This window comes from Lysinibacillus sp. AR18-8, assembly GCF_001705465.1.
Taxonomy (GTDB): Bacteria; Bacillota; Bacilli; order Bacillales_A; family Planococcaceae; genus Lysinibacillus; species Lysinibacillus capsici.
Genome location: NZ_MDGU01000023.1, coordinates 203267 through 218752, shown reverse-complemented (window position 1 = coordinate 218752; position 15486 = coordinate 203267). Strand labels below are relative to the sequence as shown.

Genomic DNA, 15486 nt, shown 5'->3' with positions numbered 1-15486 from the left:
GCGTATTTACATTAAAATACCTGCTTTTCTCTAATAGCATCTAAGAATAATACATTACTTTCTACTTGCTCATACAATTGCTGATATTTATCATAGTGGTCTTTATCCTGGCTTATCATTTCCTCTATCAACGCATGCAAAAATGAAATCAAGACTGGGGCAATGTCTAGAGAAGAATGATTCTTGGTACCGAGGGTAAATAATGCACTGGCATATTCTCGAATAGGCGAAAATGCAGAACCTGTAATGGCAATAATTTTCACTTTCTTTACCTTTGCAATTTCAACAATCGTTTTAATATCCACAATCTGTTTATCAAAAGATAGTACAATTAAAGTCGTATGTTCGCCCATACTGTTTATTTGATTCACTAAATCATCTGAGTCTAAACGAAGCTGCTTAATATTAGCACGAAGTGTTTTCAATGTATTAGATAGCCAATTTGCAACAGATGCATTGTGACGAGTACCTAGAATATAGATATTGTCTGCTTCATGCATCCATTTTGAGCATTTTTGGATCTGCTGATCGTTAATCAAATGAATTGTTTCTTGAATATTTTGGCTATCTCGTTGCATCACCTTACCAAAGCTAGAATTAGTCAGCTTCTTAGCAGTATATGTAGGCTGTAGATTTGCACCTACATCTTGAGACATTATAAAGCCTCTAACTTCCTCTTGTAGTTCTACATACCCTGACAAATCCATAGCATAACAAAATCGAATCACGGTTGATTCACTTACATTAGCCAATCTGCCAACCTCTGCTGCTCCATTAGCAATTACTGTTGTGGGATTATCCATTACAAATTGTGCTACTTTACGCTGGCCCTTTGACAGCCTTACAAACCTTTTCTTTATATCTTCATGAATACTCATTCCTAACAACCTTTCTTTCAATGACCTTATCACGAACGGGAGATTGTTTCCTACTGACTCAAAATTCGATTAAAAATACAGTATCACGATTACAATTTGAATACAATGACTTTTCTGAAAAATCTTCATCGCATTAACCTGCTAATAAAACAATTTGATTTACTCTTTAACTATTTTATATGGATTTGTCATTTTAACAAATAAATCAGTAAAATCGAATAAAAATTAATAAAAGCTAATTTTTATGTATTATTTAAGCGAAATCAGACAAAAACGTCCTGGATCAATTCTTTGATCCAGGACATTCTATTTCATACTATTCTAATTCAAGCTGCTTCGTTTCCTTACCAAGGAAGATGACCCCTACAACACCGATAATAATTGCTCCACAGAAAATGGCAAAGATAAAACCTATATCATAGCCTGCCGTTAATAAAAACCCAACGAGCAACGGCCCAAAAATACCACCAATTCGTCCAACCGCTGCTGCCATACCAGCGCCTGTTCCACGTATAACCGATGGGTATTGTTCGGGTGTATAAGCATATAATGCTCCCCAAGCCCCCAAGTTAAAGAAAGATAAAAACATCCCTGAAGTTAACAATACGGCTAAAGTATCTGCATTTCCAAAAATATAAGCACTCGCTGCAGTACCAATTAGATAGGAAACAAGGACAAATTTACGTCCAAACTTTTCTATAAACCAAGCAGCTGTAAAGTAACCTGGTAATTGAGCTAAAGTCATGATCAAAACATATTTAAAGCTTGTAATCATGTCAAAGCCCTTCCCTACCATCACACTTGGCAACCATAAAAACATGCCATAATACGAAAATACAACCGTAAACCATAATAGCCACAGCATAAATGTAGAACGAGCATACTTTTTTGACCAAACCTCTTTCATATTTTGACCAATGCTCCGTTTTTTCGCTTCTTCCTTCACCGTAAATTGAGGTGAATCTGGCAAATGCCAACGAAGATAAATAGCATAAAACGCTGGAAGTGCTGTTAGTATAAGGGCTACTCGCCATCCCCATGTGGGAATAACAAAATACGAAATAAGTGCCGCTATTAACCAACCTGCTGCCCAAAAGCTTTCAAGTAATACAACCACACGACCTCTTTCTTTGGCAGCCACACTTTCAGATACAAGCGTTGAAGCTACAGGCAATTCTCCTCCTAGCCCCATCCCTACTAAAAACCGTAAAATTAAAAATGCAGTTAATGTTGTTGTAAAAGCGGATAAACCACTTGCAATAGAAAAAAGGACAAGTGTCCACATAAATATTTGCTTGCGACCTACTTTATCAGCAAACACACCAAAAAAGATAGCTCCTACAGCCATCCCGATAGAATTTATACTACCAATCCAACCAGATTGACTTGGTGATAGTCCCCACTCAGCAGCCAATGCTGCAATGACAAAGGATAATATACCAACGTCCATTGCATCGAAGAGCCACCCAACCCCCGCTACACCCAATAACTTATTTCTGGAAATGGATTGCTGAGGTTTCTTTGTTACTACTGTATTTATTGTCATTCTAACCACCTGTCTTTACACATGACTTTACATTATAAGATTACTATACAGTTGTTTCAAGAAAGTGACAAGTACTATTCAAATTACCGAATTGTTTCGACAATTAATGAAATGGTATTGAAATAATAGTGCTATTTGCGTTAAAATGTCTTTTATACAAAAACAACTGTTCTTTCTATAAGAACAAAAGGAGATCGTTACGTTATGTGGAAAGGCCTTATTGAAGAATATAAACAATTTTTACCCGTAACTGAAAATACACCTGCTTTAACTTTAAACGAAGGCAATACGCCTCTTATACATTTAGTGAATTTATCTAAGAAACTAGGCATTGAGCTTTACGGAAAAATTGAGGGTGCAAATCCAACTGGCTCATTTAAAGACCGAGGAATGGTATTTGCTGTTGCAAAAGCTATCGAGGATGGAAGTCAATGCGTTATTTGCGCTTCTACAGGAAACACTTCCGCTGCTGCGGCTGCCTATGCAACTCGTGCAGGCATCCAATCAATCGTTGTTATTCCAAAAGGTAAAGTTGCTCTTGGAAAGCTAGCACAGGCAACAATGTACGGGGCAAAGATCATTGAAATTGACGGAAACTTTGATGATGCACTCAATATCGTTCGCCAAGTAAGTGAAACGACACCAGTAGCACTTGTTAACTCTGTAAACCCATACCGTATCGAAGGTCAAAAAACGGCTTCGTTTGAAATCGTAGATGCCTTAGGTTCAGCCCCTGATTATTTGTGTATTCCAGTTGGGAACGCAGGTAATATTACTGCATATTGGAAAGGGTTTAAAGAATATCACGCTGCAAAAAATTGTGGTCTACCAAAAATGTATGGCTTTGAAGCTGAAGGTGCTGCAGCAATCGTTAAAGGTGAGCCAATTGCTAATCCTGAGACAGTGGCAACTGCCATTCGTATTGGCAATCCTGCGAGCTGGACATTGGCAGAAGCTGCTCGAGATGAATCTGGTGGTATCATTGATTCTGTTACAGATGAAGAAATTGTAGCAGCCTACAAATTAATCGCAAGTACAGAAGGCATTTTTGTTGAGCCTGGCTCTGCTGCTTCTTTAGCAGGTGTTATGAAATCTGTTGCAAATGGAAAAATCCCTCAAGGCGCCAAAGTTGTAACAATCTTTACAGGGAATGGCCTGAAAGATCCTGATACAGCCATGAATGTATCCACTGTAGAGGTCGTATCCCTTAAAAACGATGAAGAAGAAATTCGTGCATATATTGAGGGTGTACTATGAGTAAAATGTGGCAAATCTCAGTTCCTGGAAGCACAGCCAACTTAGGTCCAGGCTTTGATTCAATAGGACTTGGCTTGTCTCTTTACTTACAGCTTTCTGTTACCTTGCAAGAACAATGGGAAATTATTCATCTTGATGATAATGGTCCTAAAGAGTTTGAGCTTGAAGAACACTTACTATACGTCATTGCTAAAAAAACTGCAGATCTATATGGTCAACAGCTACCCGCTTGTCGTGTGGAGATGGCTAGTGAACTTCCATTGGCACGTGGACTTGGCAGCAGTGCAGCAGTTATTGTTGCAGGTATTGAGCTTGCTAACCAAGTCTGTGAGCTGGAATTAACAATTCAAGATAAACTCAATCTATCTTCACAAATTGAAGGACATCCAGATAACGCAACTGCTTCAGTTTTAGGAGGATTAACGATTTCTTCGATGGATGACAATGGCATAGTCGATACATTCCACATCAATGATATCGATGCCTCCTTTGTGGTATATGTACCAGATGTTGAATTAAAAACAAGCGAATCCCGTTCTATTTTACCAGAGCAATTTAACCGTTCCTATGCTGTTCATGCCTCAGCAAATGCAAATATGTTAGCCGCTTCTTTAATGGCGCGAGATTTTGAACGTGCTGGGCGTTATATGGAGGAAGATTTATTCCATGAACCGTTTCGTGCAAAGCTAATTCCTGCTTATGAAGAAATTCGTATGGCTGCAAAATCGAACGGTGCATATGGTACTGCTCTAAGTGGCGCTGGACCAACAATGATTTCTATTATTCCTTCTGCTATTGCCTCTGACTTCGTTGAATTAATGAAAAAGCAATTCCCAGAGCATCAAATTATTTTAACAAATGCTGATGAACATGGTGTACAAGTCAATGAATGTGTGAAACGTCTACTTTAATAGTAGGCGTTTTTTCTTGAAAGCAAGATTGGATAAAACTAATATTATAGAAGTATAGAATTAAACTTTTTATACGCGCTTTCCTAAGGAGGAATTATTTTGAAACCCATTATATTCTGTGATTTCGATGGCACGATAACAGAAACAGATAACATCTTTTCACTTATGACTGAATTTGTACCAGAAGAATCTGAGAAAATTGCTCAAGCGATGATGGAACAAACCATTTCATTTAAAGATGGGCTATCAGCAATGTTTCATCTACTTTCTACTCATCAAAAAGATGAAGTCATTCAATACCTGATGGAGTCGGCAGTCATACGTGAGGGATTTGGTGATTTTGCCCGCTTTGCTCAAAACAACGATATTCCATTTTATATTGTAAGTGGCGGAGTTGATTTTTTCATCGAGCCTTTAGTTGAAAAATTTGGCCCCTTTTCAGGCATTTACTGTAATAGAGCAGATTTCTCTGGTAAACAAATAGAATTGATCTACCCAAATAACTGCGATGAGGAATGCGCTAAATACAACACACAAGGATGCGGCTGCTGTAAACCAAGCGTGATGCGGAAGGTTGCCAAGGAGGATCATTATAAAATTGTAATTGGTGATTCTCTATCAGATTTTGAGGCAGCTAAACTAGCAGATATTGTTTTAGCTAGAGATCATCTTATCCAACGCTGTGAAGAGCTTCATGTTCCATATAGACCTTTTACCACATTTCATGATTGTCTAAAAATAGTACAAGAGCTAGTGGAGTCAAAAAAAGCTGTTGTTACACGCTAATAGAAAAAAGAAAAAGGAGCCACTTTTACAAAGATGTCTCCCTTTTCCTACTTACTTATGCTAATAATACTAAGCTAATGGCCATGACTGCCATTCCCCCTACTAGACCATACATCGACAAATGTGTTTCATCATATCTTTGTGCAGCTGGTAGCAATTCATCTAGTGAAATAAAGACCATTATCCCTGCAACCCCAGCGAAAACGATTCCAAACATGACATCTGTTAAAAAGGGCATAAGGAGCAAAAAAGCTACTAATGCACCTACAGGCTCTGCCAATCCTGATAAAAAGGATAATTTAAAGGCTTTCCTTCGATTACCTGTTGCAAAGAAAATAGGAACAGATACAGCAATGCCTTCTGGAATATTATGAATAGCAACTGCAATGGCAATAGCAATTCCTACATTCGGATCATTAATAGCTGACATAAATGTAGCGATCCCCTCAGGAAAATTATGAATGCCAATCGCCAGGGCTGTAAAAACGCCCATCTTCATCAAATGTTCTTCATTAACCTGTGGTTTGATGGCATTAACATCCTCTACCAGCTTTACTTCATGAGGATTAGTTGCCTTCGGAATGAATTTATCAATTAAGGCAATAAACAACATCCCACCGAAAAATCCAAGGATTGTCATCCAATAGCCATTAGTTGTACCTAATGCATTGGTTAAAGCATCTTTAGCTTTCACAAATATTTCTACAAGGGATACATAAATCATCACCCCTGCTGAAAACCCCAATGCTAATGATAAAAATTTTGTATTTGTTCTTGATGTAAAAAATGCTATTAAACTACCTACACCTGTTGCAAGTCCAGCAAACAGAGTTAATCCTAATGCCAGTAAAACATTTCCGTCCATACCCTTCTTCCTTTGCTCTTTTTCTTATTGTACTCATCTTAACGTAGAAGTTTCCTATACGCAATTCTTTTTTATGAGGCAAATATCATTCTTTACAATGTCTCGGTAAAATGTAAAAAAGCAGTATCTATCATAGAAATAGATACTGCCTGTCTTTTTATTTATGATTAGATTGAAATAAACGTTTACGACGTTCGTACCAAATGACACAGATGATAAACCAAGTATAGCCGATGCTCCAACCAGCAAGTACATCTGTAGCAAAATGTCGAGCTCCTGCAATACGTGATAAACCAATAAGCACCATTAAAATTGTTGCCCCAAGCCACAGAAGGATTTTACGTCCTTTACTACTATTCTCCGCTAAAATATAAGCAAGTGTAAATAAATAAAGTATACCAGTCATCGAATGTCCAGATGGAAAACTAAAGGATGTCAGTTGATCCTCAATTTCAGGTCGTGGACGCTGCTCCCATTTTTTTAGTAATTGGTTCAGAACATTGCCTGCCGCAAAAGTTAGGACAACAAATAGCATACCTCGATAATTTTTTTCCTTCCAAGCTAAATACACCATTAAAACTACTGCAACACCAACAACAAATTTAGGCTCACCTATATAATGAAAAATCTCAATAAATCGATTACCAAAAAAAAGCTCTGCCATCTTTGCATCAAATGTATTCATCAGCTGGCTTTGATAAGTGGCTCTTAATACAATAAAGACAATTAACGTTAAAACTGCTAATGGATATGCCCATTTTTTCATTTTTTCACCTCAAAAAACATTCATGCTATGTCCTTCACATCATAACACAAATAAATCTTTTCTGAATGAAATATAGGCCTTCATTTTAAGAAAGGTATACACCATTGACCTCTTGATAAATAGTGACTGATTCTTCTTCTGGTTTGTTAAAGTAATTGGAAACGGCCAATGCAACAATGAATAAAATGGCTACTATAGGTAGTATTCTTCTAAACATCCTAAACACTCCCTTATTCTTTTACTAGTCCACATTTGACTACTTAATTAGCACTGGATCAAAAAGCCAATCTTTTGGACCAAAGTTTGCATCCTTTTCTCCTCTAACCTCACGTGAAATACCATATTTTATAATAGTTTCTCTAAATCTTTTACTAAACAAAGTCTTTCTATATAGATATCTTCCATCATGACTACACTCGGCTGAGTAGAAAACATCCCCTTTTAAGTTTTCCAAATCTTCATGATGATAAATATCAGGACCATTAATGACACCATTTAAACCACAACTGCACGGAGGTTGCTCAGTTGCAAAGTATAATTTAACCCTGTCCTTACTACACTCAGGGAGCATTTGTATAGGAATAATTTGAAAAGCTGGCTGTTTGCCTTCTTCCGGACCTTGATGGATCACCTCTAAAAGCTCATAGCCTTCTAGTTTTTCTCTTTTCATTAATGATACTAGTTCCTCAGAAGCTACCCAATAACCATTTACATGCACTAAATGACGATCTTTCATCTGCGTTGTATCGATAACTATTGGTGATAACTGCTCTTTATCCATGAGCCCACAACACTTACAATGTGTACTCAAAGAAAATAGTGTCCCCTTATCTTCTAAGAACATTTCTGGTGAATTACCTGTTGAATTTAAAGTAAATAATGGTGCTCGTTCATACTCTAAATCTGAAAATTCAAAATAAAAACGTTCTCCGATTGAAACGATTCCAAATTCACGCTCTAATGACTCATATAAAGCTGTTACCTGCTCGTATGTTACATCTTCATTTAATGTAAAAATAGGATTAAATTTTGTTTTTAAGTTTCTTTTTCTCAATTCAGGCGCACCAATAGCAATACCATGACGATTATAAACGTTAATAACTTGATCTTGACTAGTTTCATCTATGGAAAACAAATTTTCAAGTTCTACTTTCACAATACACGCCTACCTTTATAAAGTTTTATGGTGAAGTATATTGACTAGCTAGTAACATTCTACAATCTACTAACGCTACTTTATTCATAGATAGTCAGGCTGCTTATTTAATAAAATGATTTATATATTACTTACTCACTAAAGCAAATCTACTTAACCACTGTTAATTTAAGCGTACCAGTAGTTATACCGTTATTTCAACTTCGGGTTTACGCCAATTTTCTGGCGTGATTCAGACAGATTTTTGGCGTGATTTGGCGGTTATAAAAAAACACCGCCACTTTTTTGGCGGTGTCTATCATATTTTATAGGTAATTTAGTATAGGGATATGGTTTTATTTTACTAAGGAAATATATAGGATATTTAATTCCCATAATGCCCCCTATTAATTGAAAAATATACCAACAGTATAACATAGAAATAGTTTAGAGTAAATTCATTCTCTCTGCAAGATTTACAGCTTCTGTTCGTGAATCTACATTTAACAAAGAAAAGAGTTGAGTTAAATATCTTTCCGTTGTACGTTGAGGAATATTTAATTCAATAGCGATAGCTTTATTTGTATGGCCCTCTGCAATGAGTCTTAGAATTTTCTTTTCCTTTTCATTTAAGTGAATATCTTTAGCACCTTGCAGTTTAAATTTATCATCCAGAAAATCTAAGAAATTTTTAGGTAAAACAATTTCACCGTTTGCAATTGCCCTTACTGTTCTTAATATTTGCTCTTTCGAAGCTGTTTTAGCTAAAATGCCTTCTATTTTTCTTTCTAAAATGAGTGGATAATAATCTGTAATATCATCACCTGTGTAAAGAATAACTGAAGCATTTGACTGAATAGCCTTGATATTACGGGCTAGGTTAATTCCATTTTCTAATGGCATATTGATATCTATTAGATAGATATCGTACGGTTTATTCTTTATCCTTTGAATGACACAAGTTGCATCACTTTCCGTATCGATGATAATATCTTCATTCTCTTGAAATAAATTTTTAGTTCCCTCTAACACTATAGGGTGATCATCCACTATGAGCATCGTAATCAAGTGTTTCACTCCCTTCTTTCACCATGATTCTTATAAACATCCCTTCATTGATATTCGAGTCAATAGTAAATTGTCCGTTAAACGCTTTTACACGCTCCTGCATGCCTTGAATGCCCATTGATTCGGCTACTATAATGTCCTCTACATTACAGCCTACACCATCATCTTTATAAATGATTTCGAAACCATCGTTCATTTCTTTTAAATGAATTTCAACTGATGCTGCATAAGAATGCTTCAACGCATTATTAAGTAACTCTTGGAATAAACGATAAATCATTAAATTCATACGCTCATCCTCTAAATAAAGACGGTCAATGGTGTAAATAAGCACGAAGTTAGCTCTTTCTTGAACTTTCCGAATCAATTTTTCCAAAGCTGCATTTAAACCTAATGTATCTAATAACGGTGGTTTTAGGTTTTCACAATAAGTACGTAATTCATGTAAGGATGCAACCATTTGTTTATGAATTTTCGCAAGCTTTTCTTGAATATCCGTTGTATTTTTTGCATTTACTAGGACATCCACCTCGCGGGCTATATGAAGTTGCTCCTGTAAATTGGTGTCATGTAACTCTTGAGCTAACTGGTATTTTTCTTCTTCAAATCTTAGCCATAATAGCTTATTCAGCCATGGTAACTGACCATCATCAGCTTGCTTCATATGCTTTAGTTCCTCTAGCAGTTCTTCCACCATCTTGGTATTTTCAATAAAATTATTTACATATAATAAGAGCAGTTCAAGCCATAAAAGCTCCTCATCTTTTAAATGAATCGTATTATTATGCCCTAGCACTAAAGCTCTTTTAAAATGTGCATCCTGATGGAGGAATGCTATATAAACTTTGTCAATTTTGCGTATTTCACCTAATCTGATATCTTCCATTATGTCAGGATCTATCGTAATACTTTCACCAGCTATTGGTATGAATTCATTTTTGTCATAGTTATATGTTAAGACAAAAACATCCTCTAACTCCAGATGCATGGAAACCTCATAAGCAAATTTTTCTAAAAGTTCGTCAATTTTAATTGTTTTCCCAATTTTATCTACGGCTGTATATAGCTGATGAATATAGTCACCCTTTGTGGAAAATAATATTTTCCGCTTGCGATAATCGACCTTCTCTTTTACGTAAAAAAGTATGACTAATGAAGAAAATGTAAAGAAAGATACCCCTGACATAACCGTCATGGTTAAATAACGCCCTGCAATAAAATATAGTCCCACTGTAAACCATACAGTAAAGATTAAAGAGAATATAACATAATAACGTAATCTTGTAATATGGTACTCAATATCAAATAATCTCTCTGCTAATTGCGTAAAAATAAAGCTAAAGGGTATAAGCAATAAAAATAATGAGCTTATCTCAGATGAAAGTATATACGTATGAAAAAAAATTTTAGGGAGTGCATATAAAAAAAGAAATGGTAGAAACGGAATTAATATACTATTTAATAAAATCTTCAACTGAGGTGAGCTGTACTTAAAATAGCTTATTAATAAAATACTAAGGATGATCACTAGGAGAATAAAGAAAATAGCCAATATAACATTGGAAAGAATATCATTTGAAGCAGGATAAATAGTACCCATACATCCTAATACAAAAGCTATGAAAGGAAGTATATAAAAGAGCTTGATATTATTTGTAAACACCCAATTTGTTTTCACAAATGAATAATAATTTCTCAAAAAATGTAACAGTATAACTAAACATAACAGCATACTACTTCGATTTACGATAATGCCAATCGTATCCATTCTACCCGAGACACCACTACTTACATAGGCCAAAGAAACCGTTAACATAAAAAGAATTAGTAAGTCAGCTAATTTTGTATTCCTTTGTTTGAAATGTAAATAAAACGCTATAAATAATGTTAATAAATAATAACAAGCTGGAATGATTAATACATAGATAAATTGTTGAGGGATATCCAAATGCTTAATATGTATATTGATTAGATCTCCATCGGGCTTCAGTATTGTTATTTCATTAGCTGATAAAATTTTAGATTTATATCTCAGTTGATTTAATTCATTGATGGGTTCATGATCTACAGTTAAAATTGCATCACCAACAGAAATATTTTGACCCTCTGCCCAGTCTTTATAATAAAGTTGAGAAATGACCCATTTGTCATTCTCTTCTTCTACACCAATCTGTATATAAGGCTCGCTATAATTCACATAATTTAAATAAAAACCAATAATTAAATAGAAAATTATAGCGGGCCAAAACAACTTACTTCGCAACTTTCTTAGTTCCAAATATCACTTTCTGTATTCATTTCACCGTTAAACGCTTCTAAAATTGCTGTTTGCTCTACAGATGAAACTCCAACTAATGAGGCTTTTTGATCGTTTAATAGTGCAACTAGGCTTGGATTTTGCTCTAAATATTGGATTACATTAATCATTCTTATCTCTCCTCATTTCAATAGTTTTTGTAGGTATTCTCTACCTACCTGATTTATAGCTACATTTTCCAGGTAATTCAATGCTTTAAATTTATAGACGTTTTTTATGGTAATGGCATAACGTATCGCCCCACCATTTGTCAACGCGTCTTCTGTTGCATTATTATCCAAATCTGTAACTATATCATTATTATAATAGCTAGAAACAGATTTTGAAACATCATTTTTCTGTGATAATAGATAAATAATAGGAAGAGAATACCTTTTATTTAGCAGATCATTTTTAGGACCCCACGCCTTTAAGCTTTGAATATCATTTTTAATTTGTTGGATGATCCCTATGTATTTCCCATACTCCTCTACTTCTTGAGATATTTCTCCTTTTGCAAGTACTTCGCCAACCAAGCAACCCATCGCTGTTAATGAGCCGGATTTCAAGGTAATCATTTTTACATAGGAATCTTCATCGCGACAACTATTTAGTAAGTCTAATTGCTGTCCATTTATACTTTTTAATGCGTATTCATCAACTAGCTTTATAGCCGCTCTTTTATGTTCAAAAGAGGTTTCATCTATTGTTTTAGATGCCATGACCAGCATAGCTAAAGCAACATTTAATGATAATTCAGGTGTTTTGTTCCAACTATAGTCTGAATCTTTATCCTGCAGATCATCAATAATATCAAAAGACAGTATTAAAAGTTCAATTGCAGCAGCTACCTTGTAGATATCTGGATTTATACTACTTGAAAATGCTTCATAATGCCAAAAACACATTTTACCAAAGGAAAAACCTACTGTTGTTTTTTCTTCTTTAAAGCTTTTTAGCATTAATTTTAGCTCTGGTCCAAGTAATAGCTCATTTTCTATAAGGATGTCTAATGATTCATTGATGCGCACATCTAAATCCTTCAATAGTCCTCTCTCCTATCTAGTGTATTACTAGATATTATATAGATTAGTGGGAATTAATACTAGTCACGCAATTATATAATACATTAAATACCATTAATTCCTTTATAAAGAGAGAGACCGCCAAAAAATGGCGTTATTCATACAAATCACGCCAGATTTTTGCTAATTATTACTAAAAAAATGGCGGTAGAGAACCAAGTACCGCCATTAAAGTGGCGTAAACTTACCATTGAAATGGCGCTCTAACAGATGTTACGCTTAGATTAGCAATAAAATATATTTATAAAGTCAGGATAGATTGATGAACATGAAATCTTTTTGTACTGGGAGTGACTTAAAATTGAATGAAAATGTTTTCATACTTACGGCTACTTTTTCATGTAATATCTCTGTCTCAGCTGAAGAAATTACAATTAAACAGCCTAGCAATGATCAACGACGAATTGAACAAATTATTATTCAATCTGAAGTAAAAGCCTATCAAGATACACTGGCTGCATATAAAAATATTTCACCCTATTCAAAATATATTAGTGATATTCCTGGATTTGAGGATACATTTCAACAAAAAAGAGATTATTATATTGAGCAATATGGCATTATTAGAATATCAAACGAAAGTATTTCTACTATGTCATTAGTCAATCCTTTCACTTTTGGATTAAATATAGATTCCCCTATAGTGTATGTAACGCCACATGACACAATTATTAATGCAAGAGGGCTAGTAATAGCGGCTAATGCATCTAATAATAACAATCATTCTGATAGTTTGGATGAGCTCTGTAATACCAGCATCTCAGGCTTGTCCATTAATGAGAACACCATTTCCTTTAATATGGATTCTACATTTAGTAAATGGAGAAAACCATCTATTACACATTAACCTATACACCTAGCTAAGCAGGTCACACTGATTGTGACCTGCTTTTTGAGTAATAAAACGACATCTTTACATAGTGTTGATAAACAAAGCGATCAATAGCATTTTTATAAAAGATGAAAATGCATTTCCGTTGCAGGCTACTTGCTTTCCTGTAGGAGAGCACCGAATCGCTTCCTCCGCTACTGCTCCGTTTAAAGTTTTGCCTGTCTTGCTATTCTATGGTAGTCCAGTAGCCCACCACTATAAACCGCTTTTTAGCAAAGGTTTTCAAATAAAGTGAAGGTGTTCATTACTCTTTATGAAGAGGTGTTGTCACGCATCACTTCTCCACATTGAAAATAAGAGCTTATCCCCTCTAAGAATACAGATAATGGGCTATTTGATTGTTATGCTACTATGAAAAAAAGTAAAGACACTTTGCAGAATGGTTGATTGGAGTGGAGCCAACGTCACTCCTAGGGGATTTAGCGTCACTGAGGAGACCCTGGAGCGAGCGCAAGTGAGTGAAGCGGCTCATCGGACGCCCCCTGGAAAGGACGCTGGCGGAACGGAAATCAACCCCTCACCTTGCTAAAAGGGCTTTTTCTGCTAGTGACATTCTTTTTTCAACAACAAGAAAAGGTGTCTCAATCCCTTGAGACACCTTTAGATGATTAACCTTTTACATAATAAACTTCTTGTCCGCTTTCAATGATATGATCAGGCTTCGGTTTACCTGCACTTGCCTTATGGCCTGCAATATGCTCAGGACTCTTCTCCCAATTTTTCCATGCTTCTTCTGATTCCCAACGAACCATCACTAGCACTTCTTCATCACCGCGGCGAACTTTCTTTACAAGTACCTGCTTATCAATGTAGCCAGGTTGTTGTTCAAGTAATGAGGGACCATTTGGCTTAGCACCAAAACGTTCCACAACCTTATCCGAATTCCCTTCTGTCACAACAATACGTTTAATTTGTACAAACATATTAGTTGAACGCCTTTAATACATCTTCAGCTTTTTGTGTTTCTGATTGTAAACCGCCACCTGAAAGGTACCAAATTTCTGGATCTAAGTAGAATACTTTACCGTTTTTCACAGCGTTTGTTGCACTTACAATTTCGTTTTCAATTGCAGCTTTTGTACCTGATTCACCGTTTTCATTTACAACAGCGTCACGGTCAATAACGAATAAGATATCTGGATTTTTCTCACGTACAAATTCAAAGCTTGCATTATCACCATGTGATTCGATTTTGAAGCCACTAGCTTCAGCTACAGCTTTTACACCATATACATCATGAATCACACCGAAACGTGAACCAGGACCGAATACTGATAATGAACCTTCACTACCTAAAACGATTAACGCTTTTTCTTCTGTTGCAGTAGCCTTAGCTTTTACTTCTTCTACTTTTGCTTCATATGCAGCAATTGCATCTGCCGCTTCTTTTTCTTTACCAAAGATTTTACCAGCTAATTCTGTATTAGCTTTGAATGACTCTAAGAAGTTAGTATTATCTACACCAATGTATACTGTAGGAGCAATTTTAGATAATTCAGCATAAGCTGCTGAAGCACGGCCAGAGATGAAAATAATATCTGGGTTAATTTCAGATAATTTTTCATAATCAGGCTCGAATAATGTACCTGCGTTTACATAAGTACTATCTTTAAACTTGCTTAAATATGCTGGTAATGAGTCTTGTACCACTGCTGTAGGATTAACGCCTAAAGCATCTAATGTATCTAAGAAACCATTATCAAAAACGACAACTTTTTCTGGCATTTTATCAAGTGTTACTTCTTCAAATGTTGTACTACCGTCACGACCTTCAACTGTGCTACCTGGAATTGTTAGTGGATATACTGATGATTCTTCATTTTGTTCCTCAGCTGGTTTGTCAGTTGAAGTACCTTTATCATCTTCTTTTGCTTCATCTTTCGAACCGCAAGCAGCTAATACTAATAGCATCATTGCCATTAATACTGTAAGTAATTTCCATTTTTTCATTGTGAAATTTCTCCTTTAATTAAATGATTTGATAGTTAGATGTTCATCATC

Annotated in this window: 16 protein-coding genes; 4 read left to right on the top strand and 12 right to left on the bottom strand. The window is 35.5% G+C overall.

Annotated elements, in window-relative coordinates; translation table 11 throughout:
• Positions 1-11: 11 nt before the first annotated feature.
• Positions 12-878 carry a MurR/RpiR family transcriptional regulator gene (locus BFM98_RS17340; protein ID WP_066038016.1) on the bottom strand — a complete coding sequence of 289 codons (867 nt, stop codon included), beginning with the start codon at positions 876-878 and terminating at the stop codon, positions 12-14.
• 316 nt (positions 879-1194) lie between these two features.
• Positions 1195-2424: an MFS transporter gene (locus BFM98_RS17335; protein WP_066038015.1), complete on the bottom strand. Its 1230-nt coding sequence runs from the start codon at positions 2422-2424 to the stop codon at positions 1195-1197.
• A 204-nt stretch (positions 2425-2628) separates the two neighbouring features.
• On the opposite strand from BFM98_RS17335, the gene thrC reads away from it, so the two are divergent.
• From thrC to BFM98_RS17320, 3 genes are all read left to right on the top strand, one after another.
• On the top strand, positions 2629-3681 hold the full coding sequence (gene thrC / locus BFM98_RS17330; protein WP_004231969.1) for a threonine synthase: 1053 nt from the start codon (positions 2629-2631) through the stop codon (positions 3679-3681).
• Positions 3678-4592 (top strand): homoserine kinase, encoded by a 915-nt coding sequence (gene thrB / locus BFM98_RS17325; protein WP_066038014.1) that lies wholly within the window; start codon positions 3678-3680, stop codon positions 4590-4592. Before thrC ends, thrB begins: the two co-directional genes overlap by 4 nt.
• 99 nt (positions 4593-4691) lie before the next feature.
• Positions 4692-5378, top strand: a complete 687-nt coding sequence (locus BFM98_RS17320) for an MtnX-like HAD-IB family phosphatase (protein ID WP_066038013.1) — start codon at positions 4692-4694, stop codon at positions 5376-5378.
• A gap of 55 nt (positions 5379-5433) precedes the next feature.
• Here the strand turns inward: BFM98_RS17320 and zupT are convergent, their stop codons facing one another.
• The 8 genes from zupT to BFM98_RS17285 form a co-directional block, all read right to left on the bottom strand.
• The gene (gene zupT, locus BFM98_RS17315) at positions 5434-6243 is read right to left on the bottom strand and encodes a zinc transporter ZupT (protein ID WP_016992734.1); all 810 of its coding nucleotides are present in this window, start codon (positions 6241-6243) and stop codon (positions 5434-5436) included.
• Between the two features lie 157 nt (positions 6244-6400).
• Positions 6401-7009, bottom strand: a complete 609-nt coding sequence (locus BFM98_RS17310) for a phosphatase PAP2 family protein (RefSeq protein ID WP_054549609.1) — start codon at positions 7007-7009, stop codon at positions 6401-6403.
• Positions 7010-7094: 85 nt separating this feature from the next.
• Positions 7095-7226 (bottom strand): hypothetical protein, encoded by a 132-nt coding sequence (locus BFM98_RS24460; RefSeq protein WP_255349868.1) that lies wholly within the window; start codon positions 7224-7226, stop codon positions 7095-7097.
• 39 nt (positions 7227-7265) lie between these two features.
• Positions 7266-8165, bottom strand: coding sequence for a hypothetical protein (locus BFM98_RS17305; RefSeq protein ID WP_054549610.1), 900 nt, complete (start codon positions 8163-8165; stop codon positions 7266-7268).
• Positions 8166-8591: 426 nt separating this feature from the next.
• Complete coding sequence (locus BFM98_RS17300) at positions 8592-9221, bottom strand: response regulator transcription factor (protein WP_254660053.1); 630 nt, start codon at positions 9219-9221, stop codon at positions 8592-8594.
• Positions 9187-11490, bottom strand: coding sequence for a sensor histidine kinase (locus BFM98_RS17295; RefSeq protein ID WP_254660052.1), 2304 nt, complete (start codon positions 11488-11490; stop codon positions 9187-9189). Before BFM98_RS17295 ends, BFM98_RS17300 begins: the two co-directional genes overlap by 35 nt.
• Positions 11481-11639: a competence pheromone ComX gene (gene comX / locus BFM98_RS17290; protein ID WP_066038011.1), complete on the bottom strand. Its 159-nt coding sequence runs from the start codon at positions 11637-11639 to the stop codon at positions 11481-11483. Before comX ends, BFM98_RS17295 begins: the two co-directional genes overlap by 10 nt.
• A 12-nt stretch (positions 11640-11651) precedes the next feature.
• Positions 11652-12554, bottom strand: coding sequence for a polyprenyl synthetase family protein (locus BFM98_RS17285; RefSeq protein ID WP_066038010.1), 903 nt, complete (start codon positions 12552-12554; stop codon positions 11652-11654).
• A 340-nt stretch (positions 12555-12894) separates the two neighbouring features.
• On the opposite strand from BFM98_RS17285, the gene BFM98_RS17280 reads away from it, so the two are divergent.
• Entirely contained in the window at positions 12895-13440 is a 546-nt protein-coding gene (locus tag BFM98_RS17280; protein ID WP_066038009.1) for a hypothetical protein, read from the top strand.
• 653 nt (positions 13441-14093) lie between these two features.
• Here BFM98_RS17280 and BFM98_RS17275 read toward each other — a convergent pair.
• Together BFM98_RS17275 and BFM98_RS17270 are read right to left on the bottom strand one after the other, a co-directional pair.
• The gene (locus tag BFM98_RS17275) at positions 14094-14408 is read right to left on the bottom strand and encodes an antibiotic biosynthesis monooxygenase family protein (RefSeq protein ID WP_048394205.1); all 315 of its coding nucleotides are present in this window, start codon (positions 14406-14408) and stop codon (positions 14094-14096) included.
• A gap of 1 nt (position 14409) precedes the next feature.
• Complete coding sequence (locus BFM98_RS17270) at positions 14410-15435, bottom strand: siderophore ABC transporter substrate-binding protein (protein WP_054549615.1); 1026 nt, start codon at positions 15433-15435, stop codon at positions 14410-14412.
• Between the last annotated feature and the right edge of the window lie 51 nt (positions 15436-15486).

Excerpts from the sequence above, each read along its gene's own strand:
- BFM98_RS17340 (WP_066038016.1), bottom strand. The coding sequence starts at position 878 with ATGAGTATTCATGAAGATATAAAGAAAAGGTTTGTAAGGCTGTCAAAG.
- BFM98_RS17335 (WP_066038015.1), bottom strand. The coding sequence starts at position 2,424 with ATGACAATAAATACAGTAGTAACAAAGAAACCTCAGCAATCCATTTCC.
- thrC (WP_004231969.1), top strand. The coding sequence starts at position 2,629 with ATGTGGAAAGGCCTTATTGAAGAATATAAACAATTTTTACCCGTAACT.
- thrB (WP_066038014.1), top strand. The coding sequence starts at position 3,678 with ATGAGTAAAATGTGGCAAATCTCAGTTCCTGGAAGCACAGCCAACTTA.
- zupT (WP_016992734.1), bottom strand. The coding sequence starts at position 6,243 with ATGGACGGAAATGTTTTACTGGCATTAGGATTAACTCTGTTTGCTGGA.
- BFM98_RS17310 (WP_054549609.1), bottom strand. The coding sequence starts at position 7,009 with ATGAAAAAATGGGCATATCCATTAGCAGTTTTAACGTTAATTGTCTTT.
- BFM98_RS24460 (WP_255349868.1), bottom strand. The coding sequence starts at position 7,226 with ATGTTTAGAAGAATACTACCTATAGTAGCCATTTTATTCATTGTTGCA.
- comX (WP_066038011.1), bottom strand. The coding sequence starts at position 11,639 with ATGATTAATGTAATCCAATATTTAGAGCAAAATCCAAGCCTAGTTGCA.
- BFM98_RS17275 (WP_048394205.1), bottom strand. The coding sequence starts at position 14,408 with ATGTTTGTACAAATTAAACGTATTGTTGTGACAGAAGGGAATTCGGAT.
- BFM98_RS17270 (WP_054549615.1), bottom strand. The coding sequence starts at position 15,435 with ATGAAAAAATGGAAATTACTTACAGTATTAATGGCAATGATGCTATTA.